This window comes from Yoonia tamlensis (genome assembly GCF_900115105.1).
GTDB classification, from domain to species: Bacteria; Pseudomonadota; Alphaproteobacteria; order Rhodobacterales; family Rhodobacteraceae; genus Yoonia; species Yoonia tamlensis.
This window is the reverse complement of the sequence record NZ_FOYP01000001.1, coordinates 1,377,447-1,399,828: the sequence shown is the minus strand read 5'-3', so window position 1 is coordinate 1,399,828 and position 22,382 is coordinate 1,377,447. Positions and strand designations below refer to the sequence as shown.

At 57.3% G+C, this 22,382-nt stretch carries 23 protein-coding genes; 12 read left to right on the top strand and 11 right to left on the bottom strand.

All coding sequences use genetic code 11. The features are described from left to right. Window positions 1–22: 22 nt before the first annotated feature. The 4 genes from fabZ to lpxB are packed head-to-tail and all read left to right on the top strand — an operon-like array spanning window position 23 to window position 3,259. The gene (fabZ, locus tag BM320_RS07205; RefSeq protein ID WP_090198257.1) at window positions 23–487 is read left to right on the top strand and encodes a 3-hydroxyacyl-ACP dehydratase FabZ; all 465 of its coding nucleotides are present in this window, start codon (window positions 23–25) and stop codon (window positions 485–487) included. Next, window positions 484–1,266 (top strand): acyl-ACP--UDP-N-acetylglucosamine O-acyltransferase, encoded by a 783-nt coding sequence (gene lpxA / locus BM320_RS07200; RefSeq protein ID WP_090198254.1) that lies wholly within the window; start codon window positions 484–486, stop codon window positions 1,264–1,266. Before fabZ ends, lpxA begins: the two co-directional genes overlap by 4 nt. Further along, window positions 1,266–2,144 (top strand): LpxI family protein, encoded by an 879-nt coding sequence (locus BM320_RS07195; RefSeq protein ID WP_090198251.1) that lies wholly within the window; start codon window positions 1,266–1,268, stop codon window positions 2,142–2,144. The genes lpxA and BM320_RS07195 overlap by 1 nt, the downstream gene beginning before the upstream one ends. Continuing rightward, a complete protein-coding gene (lpxB, locus tag BM320_RS07190) occupies window positions 2,141–3,259 on the top strand; it encodes a lipid-A-disaccharide synthase (RefSeq protein WP_090198248.1) in 1,119 nt (372 codons plus the stop codon). Before BM320_RS07195 ends, lpxB begins: the two co-directional genes overlap by 4 nt. 49 nt (window positions 3,260–3,308) lie before the next feature. Here lpxB and BM320_RS07185 read toward each other — a convergent pair whose 3' ends face one another. The 4 genes from BM320_RS07185 to guaA form a co-directional block, all read right to left on the bottom strand. Beyond that, a complete protein-coding gene (locus tag BM320_RS07185) occupies window positions 3,309–4,358 on the bottom strand; it encodes an OmpP1/FadL family transporter (RefSeq protein ID WP_090198246.1) in 1,050 nt (349 codons plus the stop codon). A 135-nt stretch (window positions 4,359–4,493) separates the two neighbouring features. After that, window positions 4,494–5,369 (bottom strand): DMT family transporter, encoded by an 876-nt coding sequence (locus tag BM320_RS07180; protein ID WP_090198243.1) that lies wholly within the window; start codon window positions 5,367–5,369, stop codon window positions 4,494–4,496. Between the two features lie 53 nt (window positions 5,370–5,422). Further along, window positions 5,423–5,719 carry a putative quinol monooxygenase gene (locus BM320_RS07175; RefSeq protein ID WP_090198239.1) on the bottom strand — a complete coding sequence of 99 codons (297 nt, stop codon included), beginning with the start codon at window positions 5,717–5,719 and terminating at the stop codon, window positions 5,423–5,425. Beyond that, window positions 5,710–7,269, bottom strand: a complete 1,560-nt coding sequence (gene guaA, locus BM320_RS07170) for a glutamine-hydrolyzing GMP synthase (protein WP_090200453.1) — start codon at window positions 7,267–7,269, stop codon at window positions 5,710–5,712. The genes BM320_RS07175 and guaA overlap by 10 nt, the downstream gene beginning before the upstream one ends. A gap of 169 nt (window positions 7,270–7,438) precedes the next feature. Between guaA and BM320_RS07165 the strand changes: the two genes are divergently transcribed. After that, complete coding sequence (locus BM320_RS07165) at window positions 7,439–8,989, top strand: trimethylamine methyltransferase family protein (protein WP_090198226.1); 1,551 nt, start codon at window positions 7,439–7,441, stop codon at window positions 8,987–8,989. Here the strand turns inward: BM320_RS07165 and BM320_RS07160 are convergent. Next, on the bottom strand, window positions 8,986–9,288 hold the full coding sequence (locus BM320_RS07160; protein WP_090198225.1) for a DUF6477 family protein: 303 nt from the start codon (window positions 9,286–9,288) through the stop codon (window positions 8,986–8,988). The two genes, BM320_RS07165 and BM320_RS07160, sit on opposite strands and share 4 nt — an antisense overlap. Window positions 9,289–9,537: 249 nt before the next feature. On the opposite strand from BM320_RS07160, the gene BM320_RS07155 reads away from it, so the two are divergent. Both BM320_RS07155 and lipA read left to right on the top strand, forming a co-directional pair. After that, window positions 9,538–10,632 (top strand): DUF6456 domain-containing protein, encoded by a 1,095-nt coding sequence (locus tag BM320_RS07155; protein ID WP_090200450.1) that lies wholly within the window; start codon window positions 9,538–9,540, stop codon window positions 10,630–10,632. A gap of 100 nt (window positions 10,633–10,732) precedes the next feature. Then, a complete protein-coding gene (gene lipA / locus BM320_RS07150; RefSeq protein WP_090200447.1) occupies window positions 10,733–11,689 on the top strand; it encodes a lipoyl synthase in 957 nt (318 codons plus the stop codon). On the opposite strand, the gene BM320_RS07145 is transcribed toward lipA, so the two are convergent. Continuing rightward, window positions 11,690–11,875 carry a hypothetical protein gene (locus BM320_RS07145; protein WP_090198222.1) on the bottom strand — a complete coding sequence of 62 codons (186 nt, stop codon included), beginning with the start codon at window positions 11,873–11,875 and terminating at the stop codon, window positions 11,690–11,692. Beyond that, on the bottom strand, window positions 11,872–12,417 hold the full coding sequence (gene hpt, locus BM320_RS07140) for a hypoxanthine phosphoribosyltransferase (RefSeq protein ID WP_090198219.1): 546 nt from the start codon (window positions 12,415–12,417) through the stop codon (window positions 11,872–11,874). Before hpt ends, BM320_RS07145 begins: the two co-directional genes overlap by 4 nt. Before the next feature lie 80 nt (window positions 12,418–12,497). On the opposite strand from hpt, the gene BM320_RS07135 reads away from it, so the two are divergent. Beyond that, window positions 12,498–12,941, top strand: a complete 444-nt coding sequence (locus BM320_RS07135; protein ID WP_090198216.1) for a type II toxin-antitoxin system RatA family toxin — start codon at window positions 12,498–12,500, stop codon at window positions 12,939–12,941. 40 nt (window positions 12,942–12,981) lie between these two features. Here the strand turns inward: BM320_RS07135 and BM320_RS07130 are convergent, their stop codons facing one another. The 4 genes from BM320_RS07130 to BM320_RS07115 all read right to left on the bottom strand — a co-directional run bounded on the left by BM320_RS07130 (window position 12,982) and on the right by BM320_RS07115 (window position 16,396). Further along, complete coding sequence (locus BM320_RS07130) at window positions 12,982–14,163, bottom strand: ammonium transporter (RefSeq protein WP_090198213.1); 1,182 nt, start codon at window positions 14,161–14,163, stop codon at window positions 12,982–12,984. Between the two features lie 147 nt (window positions 14,164–14,310). Continuing rightward, window positions 14,311–14,796, bottom strand: a complete 486-nt coding sequence (locus BM320_RS07125) for a CinA family protein (protein WP_090198210.1) — start codon at window positions 14,794–14,796, stop codon at window positions 14,311–14,313. Continuing rightward, a complete protein-coding gene (locus BM320_RS07120) occupies window positions 14,793–15,275 on the bottom strand; it encodes a phosphatidylglycerophosphatase A family protein (protein WP_090198207.1) in 483 nt (160 codons plus the stop codon). Before BM320_RS07120 ends, BM320_RS07125 begins: the two co-directional genes overlap by 4 nt. Then, window positions 15,272–16,396: a bifunctional 2-C-methyl-D-erythritol 4-phosphate cytidylyltransferase/2-C-methyl-D-erythritol 2,4-cyclodiphosphate synthase gene (locus BM320_RS07115; RefSeq protein ID WP_090198204.1), complete on the bottom strand. Its 1,125-nt coding sequence runs from the start codon at window positions 16,394–16,396 to the stop codon at window positions 15,272–15,274. Before BM320_RS07115 ends, BM320_RS07120 begins: the two co-directional genes overlap by 4 nt. A gap of 183 nt (window positions 16,397–16,579) precedes the next feature. On the opposite strand from BM320_RS07115, the gene dusB reads away from it, so the two are divergent. The 4 genes from dusB to BM320_RS07095 all read left to right on the top strand — a co-directional run bounded on the left by dusB (window position 16,580) and on the right by BM320_RS07095 (window position 22,379). Further along, a complete protein-coding gene (gene dusB, locus BM320_RS07110; protein ID WP_090198202.1) occupies window positions 16,580–17,581 on the top strand; it encodes a tRNA dihydrouridine synthase DusB in 1,002 nt (333 codons plus the stop codon). Next, a complete protein-coding gene (locus tag BM320_RS07105; protein ID WP_090198199.1) occupies window positions 17,578–18,654 on the top strand; it encodes a two-component system sensor histidine kinase NtrB in 1,077 nt (358 codons plus the stop codon). Before dusB ends, BM320_RS07105 begins: the two co-directional genes overlap by 4 nt. Beyond that, window positions 18,654–20,024: a response regulator gene (locus tag BM320_RS07100; RefSeq protein ID WP_090198196.1), complete on the top strand. Its 1,371-nt coding sequence runs from the start codon at window positions 18,654–18,656 to the stop codon at window positions 20,022–20,024. The genes BM320_RS07105 and BM320_RS07100 overlap by 1 nt, the downstream gene beginning before the upstream one ends. Before the next feature lie 105 nt (window positions 20,025–20,129). Beyond that, window positions 20,130–22,379 carry a sensor histidine kinase NtrY-like gene (locus tag BM320_RS07095; RefSeq protein WP_090198194.1) on the top strand — a complete coding sequence of 750 codons (2,250 nt, stop codon included), beginning with the start codon at window positions 20,130–20,132 and terminating at the stop codon, window positions 22,377–22,379. Window positions 22,380–22,382: the final 3 nt, after the last annotated feature.

Here is a 22,382-nt window from a genome sequence, read left to right as displayed (position 1 = left end):
AAATACAAGGAATACCCCAAAGATGTCTGACCCTGTCACCGAAGCCGACATTCTGCTGATCCAGAAAATCCTGCCGCATCGCTACCCGTTTTTGCTGGTCGATAAGGTCCATAGCATCAATGGCACGACCTCTGCTGTGGGGATCAAGAATGTGACAATGAACGAGCCGCATTTTCAGGGCCATTTTCCCGGCAATCCGATCATGCCCGGCGTCACGATTGTCGAGGCGATGGCCCAAACCACCGCCGTTATGGTCGGCGCAACATTGGGCCTGACCGAAGGCAATCTGTTGGTCTATTTTATGGCGATTGACGGCTGCAAATTCCGCCGCAAGGTCGTGCCGGGTGATGTGCTGGAAATGCATGTGGAAACAACGCGCGGAAAACCGGGCGGTAAGGTCTGGCGTTTCAAAGGCGTGGCAACGGTTGACGGCGAAATGGCTGCCGAGGCCGAATTCACCGCAATGATGGACATCCCAAAAGCATGAGCAACATCCACCCCTCTGCCGTGATTGCCGACGGCGCTGTGATCGGCGCTGATTGCAGCATCGGTCCGTTTTGCGTGATTGGCGCCAATGTGGTCTTGGGGGATCGGGTGGTGCTCAAAAGCCATGTTGTGGTTGATGGCGACACACATATTGGCGCGGACACAGTGGCGTTTTCTTTCGCTGTCATCGGTGAAATTCCGCAGGATCTGAAATTCGACGGTGAACCCACCCGCCTGCGGATCGGGGCGCGTAACCGTATCCGCGAACATGTGACAATGAATACAGGCACGGCGCAAGGTGGCGGTGAAACACGTGTCGGTGATGACGGGCTGTTTATGGCTGGTTGTCATATTGCGCATGATGCGCAGATTGGCGATCGTGTGATCGTGGTCAATTCTTCTGCGATTGCAGGGCATTGCGTGATCGAGGACGATGTGATCATCGGCGGGCTTTGCGGCGTGCATCAATGGGTGCGCATCGGTAAGGGGGCCATTATCGGCGCGGTGACGATGGTCACAAATGACGTGGTGCCGCATGGTTTGGTCCAAGGGCCGCGCGGGGTTCTGGACGGGCTGAACCTTGTCGGGCTTAAACGCAAAGGTGTGGCGCGCGCCGATATCACCGCATTGCGCGCCGCGTTTCAGATGCTGCGTGATGGCGAAGGCACATTTCAGGACCGCGCCCGCAAATTGGGCGAAGAAAGCGAAAGCGACTATGTGCAGCAGATGGTCGCCTTTATCCTTGGCGATACTGACCGCAATTTCCTGACGCCGGGCTGATGCTGGCTTTGATTGCAGGGACGGGGGATTTGCCGCCCGCATTGGTCGCACGTTTGCCGCAGCGCCCGTTGATCTGTGCGATGCGTGGCTTTGCCCCGAAACTGACCGTCGATATTACTTTCCGGATGGAACATCTGGGCAGTTTTCTGGCCGATTTGCGCGCACGCGGCGTAACCCGCATTTGTATGGCAGGGGCCGTGCGCCGCCCGCAAATCGACCCCGCGCAGATCGACAAGGCAACAATGCCGTTGGTGCCGCGCGTCCAAGCGGCCCTCACCCAAGGCGACGACGGCGCGCTGCGCATCATCATTGCGATTATCGAAGAACATGGCTTTCAGGTGGTCGCGGCGCACCGGATCGCACCCGATCTTTTGCCGGCACCCGGTGTGCGCAGCAAGATCGGGCCGGCTTCCGGTCATTCCAATGATGCATTCGCGGGCGAGGCCTGTCTTGTGCAGATGGGCAGGGCCGATAGCGGGCAGGCTTGCGTGATCCGTGCGGGCAATGTGATCCTGCGCGAGGATGCGCAAGGCACGGACGCGATGCTGCTAAAACTTTGCGCGCCTGTTGCCGATGATTGGATGGCCGATGCGGCGGTTGATCTGCGCAATGCGGTCAAAAAATTCCTGAAGCGTGCACCAGACGGGCAGGGCGCGCGCAAGGGTGGCATCCTGTTCAAGGCTCCAAAACCCGACCAAGATCAACGCGCCGATCTGCCGCTGATCGGGCTACGCACGGTGATGATGGCAGCCGAAGCGGGGCTCGACGGAATCGTGATCGAGGCGGGCGGCGTCATGGTTTTGGACCTGCCCACAGTTCGCAAGGTTCTTGACGCGCAGGGCATGTTTTTATGGGTCCGGCCCAGAGGTGGCGCATGAAGGTCTTTGTTATCGCGGGCGAGGCATCGGGCGATAAATTGGGTGCAGCCATGATGGATGGGCTGAAACAGTTGCGTCCCGATGTGACCTTTGACGGGGTTGGCGGGCCGTTGATGCAGGCCCAAGGGCTGGTCAGCCGCTTTCCGATGGACGAGCTGAGCGTAATGGGCTTGGCTGAAATCCTGCCCAAATACCGCGCACTTAAGGCGCGTATTAGGGAAATGGCGGATGCAATTCTTGCCACCAAACCCGATGTGTTGATCACTATCGACAGCCCCGATTTTTGTCTGCGGGTTGCGAAACTGGTCAAGGCGCAAAGCGATATCCGCACCGTGCATTACGTCGCCCCGACTGTTTGGGCATGGCGGCCTGGACGGGCCAAAAAAATGGCCGCGCATGTTGATCATGTGCTCGCACTTTTCCCGTTTGAACCACCTTATATGCAGGCCGCGGGCATGGATTGCGATTTTGTCGGGCATCCGGTTGTGACCGATCCGATTCCAACGCAAGAACAGGCCGACGCGCTGGGGCAGGGCACGGTTGTCCTGCTGCTACCAGGCAGCCGCAAAGGCGAGGTCGGGCGGCTGTCCGACCGGTTTGGCGAGGCAGCCAAGCTGATCGCCGCGCAGATCCCTGATGCGATGTTTGTTGTGCCCACCACTGCGGGCGTTGTCGATCTGGTCCGCGAAAAAACCGCCACATGGGACGTGCCGCTCGCCATCCTGCCCCCCGGCTCAGTGGATAAAGCGGCGTGGTTCCGGCGCGCGGATGTCGCGTTAGCTGCGTCCGGAACGGTTTCACTTGAACTTGCCGCCAGCGAAACACCAATGGTGATCGCCTATGATATGGCGTGGCTGAGCAGGATAATTATCGGACGCATGTTGCGGATCGATACGGTGACGCTGGTTAATCTGGTCTCGGAAACCCGTGTGATTCCTGAATTTATTGGTAAAAACTGCGAGGCCGGACCGATTGCCGATGCGGTGGTTGCAACCCTGCGCAATCCGGAGGCCCAAACAGATGCCATGCGTGCGACGATGAAACGGCTTGGGGCGGGCGGGCAGGCGCCGGGGCTACGTGCCGCGCAAGCCGTGCTGGACCGGATGCCCAAATAAAAAGCCCCGCCAAATAATGACGGGGCTTTTGCATATTATTGCAAACCGCTTAGAACGAGTAAACGACACTCGCGCCAATCGCGATTGCGCTGTTGTCAGCAAAAGGAATGCCGGCTGTTGTTGTCGCATCGCCGATATCAACATAACGAATGCCGCCGCGGATCTTGGTCTGGTCGTTGACCTTGTATTCGCCGCCAATCGAATAGCTGATATAGCCGTCAGTTGGCCCGAGGTTTGGCGCCAGACCACCCTGTGCTTCTTCATAAGAAACCGAGAATTGTCCAGAGAACACATCGCTAAAGCGACGCCCGACACCCAAAGTATATGTGACCACATCTTCGGAGTAATCAACAAGCGAACCACCGGCGTAACGCGCTGGCGTAATATCAAATTCAGACCAGTCGACCCAGCGGATCGAGCCAAAAACAAGCGTATCGGCGGCAACGCCTGACTGGAAATCAAGGTTAACAGATTGCGGCGTTGTGACGTCGAAATCTGTGATCGGCCCGCCCGGAATCGGCGAGGTTTCTTCGCCAGCAAGCGTGTGCTCAATCGCCGAGTTATATGTCAGCGCAACGCGCAACGCGATATCCTTGCGTTCGTATGCGGCACCAACCAGATAGCCGCCAGAATATGACGGATCTGTTGTGAGCGTATACGCGGCTGCCGGAACAGCGGCTTCGCCTTGCAGCGATTGCAGGCGCAAACCGCCATAAACGCTGATGTTTTCATTTGCAGAATAGCGCAAGATGCTGGTGATCGCGTTTGAAGTCACGCTTGCGTTAGTGCCGGTAAGCGGGCCGGTTTCATACGCAATGTCCGCGCCAAATGGCTGGTCAAAGATCACAGACAGTTCAATGTTATCGTTAATTGCGCGCTTGTAACCAAAGCTCAGACTTGTGTAGTTCTGGCCCGTATCACCGGCAGCCGCTTCTGGATCAGAGCTAATTGTCGGGCTTACGATCCCGAATGATCCGAAAGCTGCATCACCCTCTTCAAAGATAAAACTGATGCTTTGTCCTGAACGGTCTAGCCCGCCCGCATGTGCGATTGTGGTTGTCAGCAGCAGTGCTGCGCTGACGGTCATTACGTTTTTCATGTCCTCATCCCTGTCATGAATCTCCTCGTGATGTGACCCTATGGATCACGCAAGGTTTGCGTCAATTCTTGACGCTGCGTCAGTCGAGGGTTCGGAACGTGGCGTCATAAAATTGCAATAAACTGAACTGTTTAGTTATTTATGAACGTGGCCGCGTTTTGCTGACCCGTAGCTGATGTTCAGGTAATTGGCCCCAAATATCAGCGCAGCGCCCGCAAAAACCATCATTTGAATTGGCTCGTCAAACCAGATCATCCCGACAACAGCGATCGTCGGCAGGCGGAAAAAATCGAACGGCATCACAACGTTAAGCGGCGCAATGCTAAGTGCGGTGGTCAGGCAGAAATGCGCGAATAGCCCCGCAAAACCGATCAGGATGATCAGCGGGATGGTGGTGCCGGTTGGCAGGGTGATATCGCCGTCGTAGCCCGCGCAGATCAGGCCAAAGACGGCTTGGGTCACTGTCAAATAGAACATGATGACGGTAATCGGTTCGGTTAATGTCAGCTTGCGGGTGAAAATCGCAGAGAGCGCAAAGAAGATCGCGCAGATCGCGCCTGCAATCAGTCCCGGACTCATCACGGCTGTATCGGGACGGGTAACGATCAACACACCGACAAACCCCAAAAGCGCGCTGAACATGCCGACAGCTGTCATTTTTTCGCGCAATATCAACGGGGCCAAGAGGATCACCCAAATTGGTGTGGTGAATTCAAGCGCAAAGACCTGCGCCAGAGGAATCGTCGCAATCGCAAAGAACCACAGATTTTGCCCCGTAAAATGGCAAATGTTGCGCAGCATATGCAGGCCAAGCTTGTTACGCCCGATTTGCCCCAGATTGCCCGTGACGCTGGCAACGACCAAGACAATGACAATTCCGGTCAGGCTGCGAAACAGCATGATTTCAAACGTATCAAGATCACCGCTGACCGCCCGCCCTGCGACGGCCATGCTGGTAAATGAGGCAATGGCGGCAAGCATCCAAAGCGCGGCTTTGAGGGTGTTATTCATCGTGACAGTTGCGCCTGTGATAGCCGTGATTGCAAGCGGTGAAATGCAACCATCTAGAGAATTTCTTTGCAAAAATCGCGTGTCAATCCGGCACTTGCAGGCCCCCATGCCCGCGCGCGGCCTGCGGCCTGATGCGCGTCAAATGCATTTGCATCCGTGAATAATTCGCTGACATGGAACAGTGCGGGTGTTTTGGCGTCTTGGGTCACGTCGAAATGCAGGCACCCCGGCTCTGCGCGGGTCAGGGCGATATGTTCTTCTAGCAGGGGCTGCAGATCCGCAATCTGCGCCACCGGAATTGTGATAGTTCCGGTAAGGCGCACATTGCCCGATTTTCCCGCTATTCCCATTCGATCGTGCCGGGTGGTTTTGATGTGATATCATAGGTCACGCGGTTGATGCCTTGGATTTCGTTGATGATCCGCGTGGCGGTTTCACCAAGAAATTCATGGGTGAACGGATAATAATCCGCCGTCATCCCGTCAACAGACGTGACCGCACGCAACGCACAGGCAAAATCATAGGTCCGCCCGTCGCCCATCACGCCAACGGTGCGCACAGGCAGGATGGCGACAAATGCTTGCCAGATCTCGTCATACAGCCCGTGTTTGCGGATCTGGTCGATATAGACGGCATCAGCCTTGCGCAGAATTTCCAGCTTTTCGCGAGTAATCTCGCCGGGGCAACGAATGGCGAGGCCCGGCCCGGGGAACGGGTGACGCCCGATAAAGCTGGCCGGCAACCCAAGTTCTGCACCCAGCGCGCGCACTTCGTCCTTGAACAATTCACGCAAGGGTTCAACCAGCTTGAGCCCCATTTTTTCGGGCAACCCGCCGACATTGTGGTGCGATTTGATCGTCACCGAAGGGCCGCCGGAAAATGACACGGATTCAATCACATCAGGGTACAGCGTGCCTTGGGCCAGAAATTCGGCCCCTTCGATTTCATTGGCGTATTTCTGGAACACGTCGATGAACAGGCGGCCAATGATCTTGCGTTTGGTTTCGGGGTCGCTGACGCCATCCAATTCGCCCAAGAACAATTCCTGTTCGTCGGCGTGGATCAGTTTCATATTATAGTTGTCGCGGAACATGGTCACGACTTCTTCGGCCTCGCCCAAGCGCAGCAGGCCGTGGTCGACAAAGACGCAAGTCAGCTGATCACCGATCGCCTCGTGCAGCAGAACGGCGGCAACAGATGAATCAACCCCGCCGGACAGACCGCAAATGACCTGTTTATCGCCAACCTGTTCACGGATCGCGGCAATCGCCTGTTCGCGGTAAAGGCCCATCGTCCAATCGCCCGTAAACCCCGCGATACGCACAAAGTTTTCGTACAATTTGGCGCCATTCGGGGTGTGGTGGACCTCTGGGTGGAATTGCACTGCGTAGAAATGGCGCGACACATCTGCGGTGATCGCAAACGGTGCATTGGGCGATGTGCCGTAAACATCAAAGCCGGGTGCGATTTCAGACACATGGTCGCCGTGGCTCATCCATACCTGTTCTTTGTCGGCGGTGAACCAACCCTGCAACAGATCAAGCGGGTCTTTCGGGGTGACATAGGCGCGGCCGAATTCAGCGGTGCCGTGACCGGAAACGACCTTGCCGCCCAATTGGGTCATCATCGTTTGCTGGCCATAGCAGATGCCCAAAATTGGCACGCCCAGATCAAAGACGGATTGCGGCGCGCGCGGTGCCCCTTCGCGGGTCACGCTGTCGGGGCCACCTGACAAAATCACGGCCTTTGGCGCAAATTCCGCCAAAAACGCGTCTGTCACCAGTTGAAAGGGGTGAATTTCGCAATAGACATTCAATTCGCGCAGGCGGCGCGCAATCAGCTGCGTAACCTGGCTGCCAAAATCAATGATGAGAAGGCGTTCGTGGGTGCTGTTTTCCATGGCGCTTCGGTAAAGCCAGACGCCCGTTTGTGCAAGAGGGTGCGGGCGATTCAACGGGCGCGAATTTGCTTTGTCGGTGAATGTCGTTTTCGATTGGAAAGTGGCGCAAAGCATACATGGCGAAAATTCGGGCGTTGGTAAATTGGTGCCAATAGCAAAGGGAAACACCATGTCAGATGCACCAGTAACAACAGGGCGGCGCGCACGTGGCGGCGGCGGGGCCGCGCGCCGTGCCGAACGCACAGCCATCAGCATCGAGACTGCGAAATACATCGAACGCAACATCCCCAATTACGAGGTGTTGACCGAAGAAGCGCTGCAAACAATTGAAACCAATGCGGAAACCGTATTGGCGGAAATCGGCGTCAATTTTGTTGATAACCCTGCCGCGCTGGAACGCTGGCGCGCTGCCGGTGCGGAAATTGACGGCGAACGGGTGCGAATCCCGCGCGGTCTTGCGCGCAAGCTTTGTGCGACGGCGCCGTCAAAATTTACCCAGCACGCGCGCAATCCGGCGCGCAATGTGGAAATTGGCGGCAATACGCTTGTGCTTGCGCCGGTTTACGGACCACCGTTTGTGCGTGATGTCGAAGGCGGGCGGCGCTATGCGACAATCGCGGATTTCGAAAAATTCGTGAAACTGGGCTATATGTCGAAATGGCTGCACCATTCGGGCGGAACCGTCTGCGAACCGACTGATATTGCGGTGAATAAGCGGCATCTGGATATGCTGCTTGCGCATATGGTCTATAGCGACAAACCGTTTATGGGCGCCGTGACCGAACCATCGCGCGCGCAGGATTCCGTTGAAATGTGTGAAATCCTGTTCGGTAAGGAATTTGTGCGCGACCACACAGTGATGACCTCGCTGATCAATATTAACTCTCCGCTGACATTTGACAGCACGATGATGGGCGCGCTCGAGGTCTATGCGGCAAATAACCAAGCGTCGATCATCAGCCCGTTCATTGTTGGTGGTGCGATGGCCCCTGTGTCGGTCGCAGGCACATTAACGCAGACATTGGCCGAGGTGCTGGCCGGCGTGGCCTATTCACAATTGGTGCGCCCCGGTTCGCCGGCGATTTTCGGCACCATGGTGACCTCGATCGACATGAATTCTGGCGCGCCGACATTTGGCACGCCCGAGGCTGAGCATATCACCTATGGGGCTGGGCAACTGGCGCGGCGGATGGGGCTGCCTTACCGTTCTGCGGGGTCTTTTTGCGGATCAAAGCTCCCCGATGCGCAGGCGGGCTATGAAACCGGCAGCAGCTTGAAGATGGGGCTTTTGTCTGGCGTGAACTTTATGTTGCACGCTTGTGGCTGGCTTGAAGGCGGGATGGTTGCATCCTTTGAAAAATTTGTGATGGACGCGGATCAACTGGGTACGTTGCACCATTTTGCGCGGGGCGTGGATCTGTCCGAAAACGGGCAGGCGATGGATGCCATCGCCGAGGTCGGCCCCGGCGGGCATTATCTGGGCTGCGCGCATACGCAAGCTAACTTTAAAAACGCCTTCTGGCGCACTGATCTACTTGACTATAAACCCTTCGAGACATGGGACGAAGAAGGCGCGCGCGACACGCAGACGCTGGCCGCGGTGCGGGTCAAAAAGATGATTGATACTTATCAGCAGCCACCTTTGGACGCCGAGATCGAGACCCGTTTGCGCGCCTATGTCGCCGCGAAAAAAGATAGTATGCCCGACGCATTCGGCTAGGGCGCGACAAGCCGCAATCGGGTTGCGCGCATCAATTGGGCCTCGGCTGCGATCGCGATCAGAATGTCGACATGTTGCGCCAGCCGGTAGTCGCCTGCGCGTGCGATCCGCAGCGCATTCATCTGGGATTCGTGATCAAGCAGGCGCATGATTGCATCGGCAGGGCGCGGCAGGTGACCTACCCCCAGAATACGCGGCAAATGCACCTCGCGCCGGTAGTCATCAACGCCAAAGCGCGCCGCACGTGCCAGTAACGTGGGGCGTTTGAGCGCGGCGATCCGTGTTTCCAAATCCAGCATAATCAATCCTTTCCAAGCAAATTACCGAGTCGCCGAACTATGGCACGCCGTGGGCGGGTGTTGCGGGATGCCGATTTGTTAAGAACGCTTCGCTCAGGTTTGTTTATCTTTTGGCAAGAATAGTTGACGGGCCAACATGGCCGTTAACACTTAGGTAACCAAGCATTCATAGGTTGATTTTTCGATGTGCTTGTAGGGGTTTCGGCTTTGTGCTGGCGCATCGAAACCTGCGAAAGAGGACGCGTGATGATGACTGCACAAAAGGGACCGCTGCGGTCTGGGCGGTTCCCGGTTTGGGTTCCGCATGCGGCGCGCAATTACTTGGCGCATACACAAAAAGGTCTGTCAATACGGGCGGTTGCGCGTGAATGCGCCTGTCATCCGTCAACCGTATTGCGCCAGATCCGCCGTTTTGAAACCCGCCGCGACGATCCGCTGATTGATGCGGCGCTTGATGCGCTTTCTGATCAGGTTGCACTTGCTGAGGCCACAAAAAACTGGGGAGAAAACAAATTGATGACACAGCGGAAAATTGACCGTGCAGATCCGAACCAAGAGCTAACACAGCGCCGGATTGACCAGGAAGCAAAGCGCATTTTGCGGCGTCTTTGCGAACCGGGTGCGGTGCTGGCTGTCGCGCGCGAGATGGAAACGGCCGTTGTCGTGCGCGCGGCAGGTCACGATGACCAACTGCGCACGGCCATGGTTGAACGCGAAATTGCGCAGGCGATGGCGCTCAAGGACTGGATCAGCTGTCCGGAGCCCGAGAACCGGATCGCGCGTTATTTCATTACCAATAACGGGCGCGCGGCGCTGCGGCGTCTCACCGCCGAAGATGAAAACCGCGCCCATGGTCTGGGACAACGGCGGGGTGATCCAGCGGCCGAGGCCGCATGGGATCTGGATGCTATCGAAGGCGGTTCACGTCGCACGCGCCGCTATCACGGCACCGAAAGCCCGCTGGTGGGGCTTGCCCGCCGCAAAGACCGCGATGGCAGCCCGTTTCTGGACCGCGCGCTGGTCGTTGTCGGTGAACGGCTGCGCGAGGACTTTGAACTGGCGCAATTGTCCGGCGATGTGATCACAAAGTGGGAAGATATTATGGATGGCCCGACGCCCGATGACCCTGCGCGCATGCGTGTGCGTGCGGCGCTTGCGGAACTGGGGCCAGGTTTGGGGGATATCGTATTGCAATGTTGCTGCTTTCTTGAGGGGTTGGAAACCACAGAAAAATCAATGGGTTGGTCGGCGCGCTCGGGCAAGATCGTGCTGCGTATCGCGCTCGAGCGGTTGCAGCGGCACTATGAAACGACGGGCGGCAAATTTGGCCCTTTGATCGGATAGCGTCTATGCGTCACATGCAGCTCCGTCATGACGTGCCTATCAGCGTTGGACAAACATGCCGCCCGCGGCTAAATATCCGTTTAAACCAGCGGAGACCGCCATGACCACTCGTGATCTGAAAATTCCGGCGCAGCGCCATCCAGAAAAACAGCGCCGTCCGGATTCTGCGCAACCTAAAAAGCCGGAATGGATCAGGGTCAAGGCGCCGACTTCGGAGGGTTACAAGCAAACCCGCGATATTATGCGCGAAAACAAGCTGGTAACTGTCTGCGAAGAGGCGGGCTGCCCCAATGTCGGTGAATGCTGGTCGCAAGGCCACGCAACAATGATGATCATGGGCGAGGTCTGCACCCGCGCCTGCACATTCTGCAATATCGCAACCGGCAAACCGCCCGAAGCCTTGGATGTATTTGAACCGGGTCGTGTGGCCGATGCAGTCAAGAAACTGGGCCTGAAACACGTTGTGATCACATCCGTGGACCGCGACGATGTTGAAGACGGCGGAGCCGAGCATTTCGCACAGACAATCCGTGCCGTGCGCCGCCAGTCACCCGATACGACGATTGAAATCCTGACGCCCGATTTTATCCGCTGTGCGCCGGAAGTGCTTGAAGTTGTTGTGAAAGCACGCCCTGACGTATTCAACCACAACCTTGAAACCGTGCCCGGCCTTTACCCCGAAGTCCGCCCCGGCGCGCGCTATTTCCATTCCTTGCGCCTGTTGCAACGTGTCAAGGAACTTGACCCGACTATGTTTACCAAATCGGGCATTATGGTGGGGCTGGGCGAGGATCGCCAAGCTGTCATTCAGGTCATGGAAGACATGCGCGCCGCCAACATCGATTTCCTGACGATCGGGCAATATCTGCAACCAACCCCAAAGCACCATAAGGTGGACCGCTTTGTGACCCCCGAAGAATTCGCGTCTTATGAAAAAGCCGCTTATAACAAAGGGTTCTTGATGGTTTCTGCCACGCCGCTTACGCGGTCATCCTATCATGCGGGCGATGATTTTGCGCGTTTGCGGGCTGCACGTCTGGCAAAATTCGGCGCCTGATCACTGCGGTTTCACGCGCAGCTTGCGCATGTCATCGGCGCTAAGCCATTCCGGCCAGCCAAAGATATGTTCGATGCCCCACAGCAGCGCACAAACCGCGATAACCCCCACGACAAGCCAGAATCTGGCTTCTGACGGCGGGTTTTGGGCCATTCGTTTTGCGCGCAAAAGCCAGCGGATATTCATACATCATCCGTGAACCGCACCTTGCCAATAAACGGCAGGTTGCGGTTGCGTTGCGCAAAGTCGATGCCGTAGCCAACAACAAATTCATCAGGGATTTCAAAGCCTATCAGGTCGGCCTTAAAGTCGACCTCGCGGCGTGCGGGTTTATCAAGCAACGCAATACTGCGCAGCCGTGCGGGGTGGCGGGTTTGCAAATATTCGGTCACATGTTTGAGCGTATGGCCCGTATCAACGATGTCTTCGACGACCAGCACATCGCGCCCTTCAATCTGGCCGCGCAGATCCTTGAGAATACGCACCTCGCGGCTGCTTTCCATGCCGTCGCCATAGGACGACGCCTCAAGAAAATCGACCTCGACCGGCAGGTCGAATTCGCGCACCAGATCAGCGATAAACACAAATGATCCGCGCAGCAGGCCGACCACGACCAGTTTGTTGGTATCGGCAAATTCGCGCCCGATTTCACGCGCAAGCCCTTCGATTCTGGCGGCAATGGCCTTGGCGCTGATCATTTCATCAATCACATAGGGGCGGTGCGTCATTTGGTGGCCTTAGACAAGGGTTGCATTTCTGGCCGCAGTTTACGACATCAGGGCGTGAAGTCACCCGCGAAAGACGCAAAATGCCGAGCCACTCAGAGATAAAAACGCTGCCTTATACGGCAAAGCAAATGTATGATTTGGTGGCTGATGTGGGTAATTATCCGAAATTTCTGCCTTGGACGGCGGCTGCACGGGTGCGCAGTGTGGATGATCAGGGTAAAAAACAGGTGATGCTGGCGGATCTGGTGATTTCGTTCAAAGTGTTCCGCGAAACATTCCTAAGCCAAGTGACCCTGTGGCCAGAAGCGCAAAAGATCGACACGGCATATCTGGACGGCCCGTTCAAACATCTTGAAAGCCAGTGGCAGTTTCGTGATGTGCAGGGCGGGTGCGAAGTGTCGTTTGATGTGGATTTCGAATTCAAGAACCGTCTGCTGCAAGGGGCCGCTGGGATGTTCTTTAACGAGGCGATGCAGCGTGTGGTGCGCGCGTTTGAACGGCGTGCAGCAGAGCTTTACCTCTAGGGTAGGTGCCGCGCCTAGATGGCGCAGCACCTTGATTTATTTACGAATTCAGGTGATAGGCGCTTTCGCCATGCACAGTGATATCAAGCCCCAGATTTTCTGATTCGTGATCCACGCGCAGCGGTGTGATCGCTTTGCAGATATAGATCAGCGCCACTGTCACGACCGTGGTAAAGACGCCCACAATGACCAGCGAACCAAGCTGCGCAGCCCATGCGCCAGCCCCGAAGACCGCGATCATGATCGTGCCGAAAATCCCGCCGACGCCGTGCACTGCAAAGACGTCCAATGTGTCGTCGATCTTGAATTTGTTGCGGATCAAATTGACCATTTCCTGACACATGATGCCCGCGACGGCCCCGATGACCAGCGCTTCGATCGGTCCGACAAAACCGGATGCCGGCGTGATCGACGCAAGCCCTGCGATGGTGCCTGTGACAATGCCAACCAGTGACGCGCGGCCAAATTTTATCCGTTCCCACAATGCCCATGTCAACGATGCGGTTGCCGCCGAAATATGTGTGACTGTGATCGCCATCGCCGCGCCGCCATCGGCCGCAAGCTGTGATCCGCCGTTAAAGCCGAACCAGCCAACCCAAAGCATCGCCGCCCCGATCATCACCATTCCGGGGTTATGCGGCGGCTTGGTGGCTTCGCGCCGCGCGCCAAGGAAGACCGCAAGGATCAGCGCGGCAAGCCCTGCGGTTTCATGCACAACAATCCCGCCCGCGAAATCGCGCACGCCTGTGTCGCCAAAAATCCCGCCATCAGCCAGAAACCCGCCGCCCCAGATCCAATGCACCACCGGCGCATAGCACAACAGCATCCAAAGCGATGAAAACAGCAAGACAAAGCCAAAGCCGATCCGTTCCACATATGCACCGACGATTAGCGCGGGCGTAATGATCGCAAAGGTCATTTGAAAGGCAAAGAACAGCACTTCGGGCAGGGTGCCTGCCAATGTGTCCGCATCAATGCCCAGCAAGAACATCTTGTCCAAACCGCCCCAGAACGCATTGCCAGATCCGCCAAAGGCGATGGAATAGCCAAATGCGAGCCATAGAATGCTCATCAGACAGGCAATTGCATAGCAGTGCATAAACACGCTCAGCACGTTGCGCGCGCGTACAAGCCCGCCGTAAAACAATGCCAGCCCTGGCAAAGTCATGAATAATACAAGCGCCGTGGCTACGATGATCCAGGCGGTATCGGCTCCGTTCATAGTGTTCCCCTCCGTTGGGATGTCCCCGTTGGAATGGCTTAGTGCGGATTTGATCTGCTAAATAAAGTGGCAAGCACGCAAATACCCGCCTAAGTTTGCATCACTTCGCACATTGCGCGGGTAATGACCGGAATTTTGGCGCTTTGTCTAATTTTTGGGCGCAAATGAATCAAGCGTCGTTAGCAGCAGTTGCAATGCGTGGTCGCGCGCCGCTTGCCGGACATTGGCGCGCCCCAAGGCCCCGAACTCGATCGTTTGCGCCAGACATTCGCCCGCTTGCGCAACCCCGAAACAAACCCGCCCCTCGGGTTTATGGTCCGACCCGCCGGGGCCTGCGATGCCTGTGATAGATACGGAAATTTGCGCCGCAGAATGCGCGATGGCCCCCAGCGCCATTTCGATTGCAACCTGTTCGGACACAGCGCCATGCGCGTCAAGACTGGTCTTGGTCACGCCCAGCATCTGCATTTTCGCCGCATTGGTATAGGTGACAAAGCCGCGATCAAAAATCGCGGAACTGCCTGCGATATCGGTAAGTGCAGCGGCAACCATGCCGCCGGTGCAGCTTTCGGCAGTGGCGATCATGACGCCTTTTGCGCGGGCCTTGGCCAGAATATCGGCGGCAAGGCTCACAACAAATGCGCCGCCGCCGCGAGCAGGCAAACCCCGATGGCGGCAAAGATGCCCGCGATCACGTCATCCAGCATCACGCCTGTCGGCCCGTGCATCCGGTCCGCCCAGCCAATTGGCCCCCATTTGGTGATGTCAAAGAAGCGAAATAGTGCAAATGCCGCGATCCAGCCCGGCCAAAGCGCCATGAAAGGTGCGCCCATTATCTGTGCCCCGAACGCGACGGGCAGCAGGGCAATCCATTGGCCGCAGACTTCATCAATCACAATTTCGGACGGGTCGTGGTTGTCCTTGCCGCGTGTTTCCACAGCCGTTGCCCAAACGCCAAGCGCATAGGACGCAAACACCGCCACCAGCAGCCCCCAAGCCCCAAATAGGGTAAAGATGAATAATGCAGCGGGCAGGGCGGCCAGCGACCCCCAAGTGCCCGGGGCCGGACGAAAATGCCCCACATAAAAGAAAGTCGCGATCAGATGTGTCATGGTTTCACCAATGTTGCAGTTGCGATTGCGGCGATGCCTTCGCCACGACCGGTAAAGCCCAGTCGTTCAGAAGTGGTCGCCTTGACGCTGATCCGGTCGGCATCCAGCCCCATGATATGCGCAAGCGCGGCCTTCATCGCGGGTTGGTGCGGGCCGATTTTCGGGAATTCGCAAACCAGCGTGCAATCGACATTGCTGATCACATAGCCCAGATCACGCGCAAGCGTGACGGCATGGGTCAGGAAAATATGGCTTTCCGCGCCTTTCCATTGCGGGTCGGAGGGCGGGAAATGCTGGCCGATATCGCCGCGCCCCAGCGCGCCGTAAATCGCATCGGTTACAGCATGCATGCCAACATCCGCATCCGAATGGCCCTGCAGGCCGCGATCAAATGGTACTTTGACACCGCACAGCCAGACATGGTCGCCTGGCCCGAACCGGTGTACATCGTACCCGTTGCCGCATCTGATATCCATCGTTTGCCCCAATAGCTGTTCTGCGCGGGCGAAATCGCCGGGCGTTGTGATTTTTATATTGTTTTCGTCGCCAGCAACAATGGCAACATGGTGTCCCGCGCCGCATGCGACGGACACATCATCCGTGGCGTCCGTGTCGCATGCCAGATGCGCAGCCAATAGCGGGGCGCGATGGAACCCTTGCGGGGTTTGCGCGCGGTACAGCCCTGTTCGGTCCTGCACGCCGTTAACCCGATCGCTGGCCCCCTGCCAAAGCGTATCTGTCACTGCAATCGCTGGGGCAGCACCTGTGTGATGTGCAAGTGCGGCGATAACGCGGTCGATCACTGCTGTGCTGATCAGTGGGCGCGCCGCATCATGGATCAACACCAGCTCACCGGTCGCGGCCTGCAACCCTGCGCGGACTGATGCTTGTCGGGTTGCGCCGCCTTTGACGATGGTTGCCGCAGGTGTATCCGCCCAAAGCACCGGATCATCGTCGGGATGGACGACCAGCACCATCTGCGAAATCGCCGGATGACCGGCAAAAGGGCGCATCGCGCGCGCTGCAATCGTCTTGCCGTGCAGCATTTGCCACTGTTTGGGGGTGTCACCACCCGCGCGCGTTCCGCGTCCGGCAGCGACAATGATGGCGGTGATTGTCATCTTGTTCTTTCCTTGGTGGCACAGGTTTATGCCGCACAGGGGATTGGTGCAATTCGTCAGTTTGCGCGGCATTGTGCCTAATTTTTAGGCGTATGCTGATTTATTTGGTGTTTTGTGGGTCAGATTCGTTGTGAAATCAGGCATTTCTACGTAATTCAGAGGCAACGCCCACCTATTAAGCGAATGACTGATCCTTTGGCAAATGACGAATCAATCCTTTTGAACGACGTGGCTCTGCAACCACCTGTCGCGCTTGCGCCGCTGGCGGGGATCACGGATCTGCCGTTTCGCCAGCTCGTTGCGTCATTCGGGGCGGGCTGGGTGGTTTCCGAAATGGTCGCAAGCCAGGAAATGGTGCAGGCTAAACCTGGCGTGCGCGAACGTGCTGAACTGGGCTATGATCAGGCTGGTACCGCCGTCCAGATTGCGGGGCGCGACGCCTATTGGATGGCCGAGGCCGCGCGCATGATCGAAGCCAATGGAGCGGCGATGATCGATATCAACATGGGCTGCCCCGCGAAAAAAGTCACCAACGGCTATTCGGGGTCGGCGCTGTTGCGCACGCCCGACCATGCGCTGTCGCTGATCGAAGCCGTGGTGAATGCGGTAGATATTCCGGTGACGCTGAAAACGCGGCTTGGCTGGGATGATGACAGCCTGAACGCGGCCGATGTTGCCAAACGGGCCGAAGATGCAGGGATCAAGCTGGTGACAATCCACGGGCGCACGCGCTGCCAGTTCTACAAGGGTGCCGCAGATTGGGCGGCGATTGCCGCGATCAAGGACGTGGTCAGCATTCCGGTGATTGCGAACGGTGACATTGTTGACGCGACCACGGCAAGGCGCGCGCTTGATCTTTCCGGCGCGAACGGCGTGATGATCGGACGCGGCGCGCAGGGGCGGCCTTGGGTGCTGGCGCAGGTTGCAGCCGCGCTGCACGGCGGCAGCACGGTGATTGCCCCGACCGGTGGGGCGCTGACCCAATTGGTCTGCGATCACTACGAGGCAATGCTGTCGTTTTATGGCACTGATCTGGGGCGGCGCGTGTCACGCAAACATCTCGGCTGGTACATGGACGGTACACAAACCGATCCGGCCCTGCGCAAGGCCATTCTTACCCATATCAACCCGCGCGATGTGCTGCGCGATCTTCCAGATGCTTTGACCCAAAAGGTGGCCGCATGATACTTGATACCGCACTTTGGACATCGCTGCCTGTGCCAGCGTTGATGATCGACAAGGATGACCTGATCATCACAAGCAATGCGGCCGCGGAAAGCTTTCTGAACATGTCGTCCAGATCGCTGACCGGACAGCGCATTTGGGAGAAGGTCATGATTGATGCGCCTCTCGAAGCGCCATTTGCGCGCGCACGCGCCAACCGGTCGTCGCTGTTTGTGAACGACGTTGATGTCGGCAGCGGCGAACGCGCGCCACTGACCTGCAACCTGCAATTTGCGCCGCTTCAGGGCAGTGAGGATGTGATGATCGTGATGATCAGCCCGCGCGAAATCGCAAGCCGGATGAATCAGCACCATTCCACTGAAAAAGCCGCAAAATCCGCGATTGGCATGGCTGAAATGCTGGCGCATGAAATCAAGAACCCGCTGGCGGGGATCACGGGTGCGGCGCAATTGCTGTCGATGGGGCTTAGCGCGCAAGATCAGGAAATGACCGACCTGATCGTCGAAGAAAGCCGCCGGATCGTGAAGCTGCTTGAGCAGGTTGAACAGTTCGGGAACTTGCGCCCGCCGCTCCTGAAACCGGTGAATATCCACGACGTGCTGGACCGCGCGCGGCAATCGGCCTCGGTCGGGTTTGGCGCGCATATGCTGTTTGTCGAAGATTATGACCCATCGCTGCCGCAAACCATGGCCGATGCGGACCAGCTTTTGCAGGTGTTTCTGAACCTTTTGAAAAACGCGTCCGAGGCGAACAAGACGGGCGGCATGATCCGCTTGCACAGTTTTTATGATACATCTTTGCGTGTGCGGCGTGCCGATGGCACCCAAGCGCGCCTGCCTTTGCAGATCGAAATCATCGACGACGGGCCAGGCCTGCCGCCCGCGATTGCAAACGACATTTTTGAACCCTTTGTCTCGGGCAAAGAAAACGGAACGGGGCTGGGTCTTGCACTTGTGTCCAAACTGATCGGCGACGGCGGCGGGTGGATATCCGTCGATAGCGTGCCGGGCCGCACGGTGTTCCGCATTTCATTGCCCTTGGCCCCCAAAGACAGCGAAACAGGAGAAAACTAATGGACGGAACCGTTCTTGTTGCAGATGATGACCGGACGATCCGTACGGTTTTGACCCAAGCCTTGACGCGGGCAGGATGCAAGGTGCACGCGACATCGTCTTTAGTGACCTTGATGCGCTGGGTGGATGAAGGCAAAGGCGATCTGGTGATTTCCGATGTTGTCATGCCCGATGGTAACGGCTTGGAACAACTGCCAAAAATCGCGGCGGCACGCCCGGGCCTGCCGGTCATCGTGATTTCGGCGCAAAATACGATCATGACCGCGATCCAAGCCGCCGAAGCCGACGCCTATGATTACCTACCTAAACCGTTTGATCTGCCTGACCTGATGAAACGCGCCGCCCGCGCGCTTGAGGTCAAGCGCCGCGCGCCGCAATCGCGGCCCTCTGAAACGGCAAGCGAAAATTCGGGCGATCTGCCGCTGGTCGGGCGCACCCCTGTCATGCAGTCGCTATACCGGCTGGTTGCGCGGGTGATGAATACGCAATTGCCCGTGCTGATCACCGGCGAAAGCGGCACCGGAAAATCGCTGATCGCGCGCGCGGTCCATGATTTTTCCGACAGGCGCAGCCTGCCGTTTGTGGTGGTCTCTGCGGCGGATCTCGAAGGGATGGACGGCCCGTCTGCTGTGCTGAGCCGTGCAAAAGGCGGCACGATACTATTCGACGAGGTCTCAGACCTGTCCGACGAGGCGCAAGGGCGGATTGTGCGCATGCTTGATGCGCTTGGCGATAATGCGCCGCGCATTATGGCGACGTCGCAGTCGGATTTGATGGCCCGCATGGAAGACGGCAAATTCCGCGAAGACCTGTTTTACCGGCTGGGCGGGGTCACGGTTGATGTGCCGTCTTTGCGCGAACGGGTTGATGATATCCCGCTTTTGGCGGAACATTTTCTTGCCCGATCAGAACGTGACGGCGCGCCTGTTCGGCGCTTTGGCGATGCGGCGCTGGAACTGGTGCGCGCCTATAGCTGGCCGGGCAACGTGCGCCAGCTTGAAAACGCGGTGCGCCGTCTGGTGTTTACCGCCGCCGAAGAGGAAATTTCGCGCGCCGAGGTCGAAACCGTGCTGGGCAACCAGCCTGCGATTGAACCGCTGCGGTCGGGCGGCGAGGGCGAAAAACTGTCCGTCAGCGTCGGCAAACACTTGCGCCGCTACTTTGACCTGCATGGCGGCGTTTTGCCTGCGCCCGGACTTTATAACCGTATTCTCAAAGAGGTCGAAGGCCCGCTGATCGAAATAGCACTGGATGCGACAGGTGGAAATCAGGCCAAATGCGCCGATTTGCTTGGCATCAACCGCAATACTTTGCGCAAGAAGATTACCGATCTCGATATTCGCGTGACACGCCGTCGCAAATTGATGTAAAACCGCAACAGGACCGTGGCTGTTGGGTGTCATTGATGCGCAATAGCCACTGTTTTCTGGCGTAAACGTGGGGAAGACCCACCCTAATAGAATCGAGACCGAGGCGTGCGGCGTTCTTTTCTGGCCTCAAATCTAAAGGCGTTCACGCACTGGCAGCGCCGGCGGCATGTACAAAGCTTTGTGACCAGCGTCCTGATCGTCGCCGGACCCGTGCTTGCGATTGCCACCTATCTAGTGATTGGCCCGTTGGGGCAGGGCGCGTCTTCGCCGCCGCTGCGCATTATCTTGCTGACCGATCTGGTTTATGTGTTGGTGGTTATGGCCGTGGTAATGCGGCAGGTGGCACGCATGGTGGCCGCACGGCGCGCCAAATCCGCCGGATCGCGGCTGCATTTCCGACTGACGGGCGTTTTCGCAGCATGGGCATTGATCCCTACGGTTTTGGTGGCTGTGTTTTCGGTGCTGCTGATTTCGGTCGCGCTTGACGGGTTGTTTTCGGAGCCTGTGGGCAATGTTTTGCGCACATCGCTCACCACCGCGCAGGCCTACGAACAAGAACACCGTGAGGAACTGACACGCGATGCGCGCGGTCTGGCCAATTACCTGAACCGCGAACGCCAAGCCGATCTTTTCATGGATGACGGTGCCGTGCGTCGCGCCTTGGGAGATGTGCAAACCCAGATCGAAAGATCACTGACCGAATCTTTTGTGATCGACGGATCCGGCGACATCAAAGCGCGGGGCGGCAATTCTTATGATTTCAATTTCGAACGCCCGAGCGCGGATGATATTGCGCGCGCCGATGTCGAGGGGCTGATCCTGATCGAAGACGCGCAAAACAACGAATTCCGTGCGCTTGTCGCGCTCTCGGCGTTTCAGAACCGGTATCTCTATGTGACTCGGTCGGTTGATGGCAACGTTTTGTCGCTGCTCAATGACACCACGCAAACCGTTGAACAATATGAACTATTGTCGAGCGAGCGCGGTAAGATGCTGTTCCAGTTCGGGCTGCTATACCTCGGGTTTGCGGTTATCTTGATCCTTGCGGCTATTTGGGCCGGACTTTGGTTCGCTGAACGCCTGTCGCGGCCGATCGGGCGGCTTGTTTCGGCGTCACAGCGCGTGGGTGCCGGTGATCTTGATGTGCGCGTTATCGAAGATGATGGTGATGATGAAATCGCGCAGCTTGGGCAGTATTTTAACCAGATGACCGGTCAGCTTAAGGGCCAGCGCGACGAATTGCTGGCAACCAACCGCCTGACAGAGCAACGCAGGCGCTTGTTTGATTCTGTGCTCAGTTCGGTGACGTCGGGCGTTGTCGGGCTAGATGCCGAAGGGCGCGTGACGATGATGAACCCCTCTGCACAGCGGCTTTTGTCGGTCGATCCTGATCATGGTCCGACGGCGCTTCCGGTTGCTATTCCGGAATTTTCACAGCTTTTCAACAGGTTGCGCGGGGACGGGGCCGAAAATGTGCAAGATCAGATCAACCTCGTGCGGATGGGCAAGCAAGAAAGCCTGCTGGTGCGCATGTCGCCGCGGCGCAATGCCGACGGGGCGCTTGAAGGGTATGTTGTGGCCTTTGATGATGTGACCGATCTGGTCAGCGCCCAGCGCATGGCCGCATGGGGCGATGTTGCGCGCCGGATCGCCCATGAAATCAAGAACCCGCTCACCCCGATCCAACTGTCCGCGGAACGCATCAAACGTAAATTTGCGCGTTTGCTGGGCGATGATGCGCAGGCATTGGAGCAACTGACGGATGTGATTGTTCGCCAGACAAATGACTTGCGGCGCATTGTTGATGATTTTTCGAAGTTTGCACGCATGCCGGAACCTCAATTGTCCGTTGCCGATTTGACCAAGCTTGTGACTGATGCGGTGACATTGCAACAGGTCGGGCAGCCGTCTGTAAAAATATCTGCGGAATTGCCCGATGCGCCAATTCTGACCGATATGGACGGCACGATGATTTCGCAAGCCTTGTTGAACTTGATTAAAAACGCAGGCGAAGCTACTGAAACGTATATGGAAAATACTGATACTGATGGCTATGAACCGCAAGTGCGTGTGGCGATGACTCAAGAGGGTACGCATGTAAAGATCACCATTTCCGACAATGGCGTCGGGCTGCCATCCGACCGCGCGCGTTTGTTTGAACCCTATGTCACAACGCGCGACAAGGGCACCGGACTTGGCTTGCCGATTGTCAAAAAGATCATCGAAGAACACGGCGGCACATTGGCGCTTGTCGATGCCGAAAAATTTGACGGCGAAGATCACGCAGGTGCCTGCGCGATCGTACAATTACCAATAACGCCTGCCGCAGCGCAGGCCATAAAAATACCAGCGTGAGGA

Excerpts from the sequence above, each read along its gene's own strand:
- BM320_RS07105 (WP_090198199.1), top strand. The coding sequence starts at position 17,578 with ATGATACTTGATACCGCACTTTGGACATCGCTGCCTGTGCCAGCGTTG.
- BM320_RS07120 (WP_090198207.1), bottom strand. The coding sequence starts at position 15,275 with ATGACACATCTGATCGCGACTTTCTTTTATGTGGGGCATTTTCGTCCG.
- hpt (WP_090198219.1), bottom strand. The coding sequence starts at position 12,417 with ATGACGCACCGCCCCTATGTGATTGATGAAATGATCAGCGCCAAGGCC.
- BM320_RS07145 (WP_090198222.1), bottom strand. The coding sequence starts at position 11,875 with ATGAATATCCGCTGGCTTTTGCGCGCAAAACGAATGGCCCAAAACCCG.
- BM320_RS07115 (WP_090198204.1), bottom strand. The coding sequence starts at position 16,396 with ATGACAATCACCGCCATCATTGTCGCTGCCGGACGCGGAACGCGCGCG.
- BM320_RS07185 (WP_090198246.1), bottom strand. The coding sequence starts at position 4,358 with ATGAAAAACGTAATGACCGTCAGCGCAGCACTGCTGCTGACAACCACA.
- fabZ (WP_090198257.1), top strand. The coding sequence starts at position 23 with ATGTCTGACCCTGTCACCGAAGCCGACATTCTGCTGATCCAGAAAATC.
- lpxB (WP_090198248.1), top strand. The coding sequence starts at position 2,141 with ATGAAGGTCTTTGTTATCGCGGGCGAGGCATCGGGCGATAAATTGGGT.
- BM320_RS07155 (WP_090200450.1), top strand. The coding sequence starts at position 9,538 with ATGACTGCACAAAAGGGACCGCTGCGGTCTGGGCGGTTCCCGGTTTGG.
- BM320_RS07195 (WP_090198251.1), top strand. The coding sequence starts at position 1,266 with ATGCTGGCTTTGATTGCAGGGACGGGGGATTTGCCGCCCGCATTGGTC.
- BM320_RS07100 (WP_090198196.1), top strand. The coding sequence starts at position 18,654 with ATGGACGGAACCGTTCTTGTTGCAGATGATGACCGGACGATCCGTACG.
- BM320_RS07135 (WP_090198216.1), top strand. The coding sequence starts at position 12,498 with ATGCCGAGCCACTCAGAGATAAAAACGCTGCCTTATACGGCAAAGCAA.
- BM320_RS07180 (WP_090198243.1), bottom strand. The coding sequence starts at position 5,369 with ATGAATAACACCCTCAAAGCCGCGCTTTGGATGCTTGCCGCCATTGCC.
- BM320_RS07160 (WP_090198225.1), bottom strand. The coding sequence starts at position 9,288 with ATGCTGGATTTGGAAACACGGATCGCCGCGCTCAAACGCCCCACGTTA.
- BM320_RS07165 (WP_090198226.1), top strand. The coding sequence starts at position 7,439 with ATGTCAGATGCACCAGTAACAACAGGGCGGCGCGCACGTGGCGGCGGC.
- lipA (WP_090200447.1), top strand. The coding sequence starts at position 10,733 with ATGACCACTCGTGATCTGAAAATTCCGGCGCAGCGCCATCCAGAAAAA.
- BM320_RS07130 (WP_090198213.1), bottom strand. The coding sequence starts at position 14,163 with ATGAACGGAGCCGATACCGCCTGGATCATCGTAGCCACGGCGCTTGTA.
- lpxA (WP_090198254.1), top strand. The coding sequence starts at position 484 with ATGAGCAACATCCACCCCTCTGCCGTGATTGCCGACGGCGCTGTGATC.
- dusB (WP_090198202.1), top strand. The coding sequence starts at position 16,580 with ATGACTGATCCTTTGGCAAATGACGAATCAATCCTTTTGAACGACGTG.
- BM320_RS07175 (WP_090198239.1), bottom strand. The coding sequence starts at position 5,719 with ATGGGAATAGCGGGAAAATCGGGCAATGTGCGCCTTACCGGAACTATC.
- guaA (WP_090200453.1), bottom strand. The coding sequence starts at position 7,269 with ATGGAAAACAGCACCCACGAACGCCTTCTCATCATTGATTTTGGCAGC.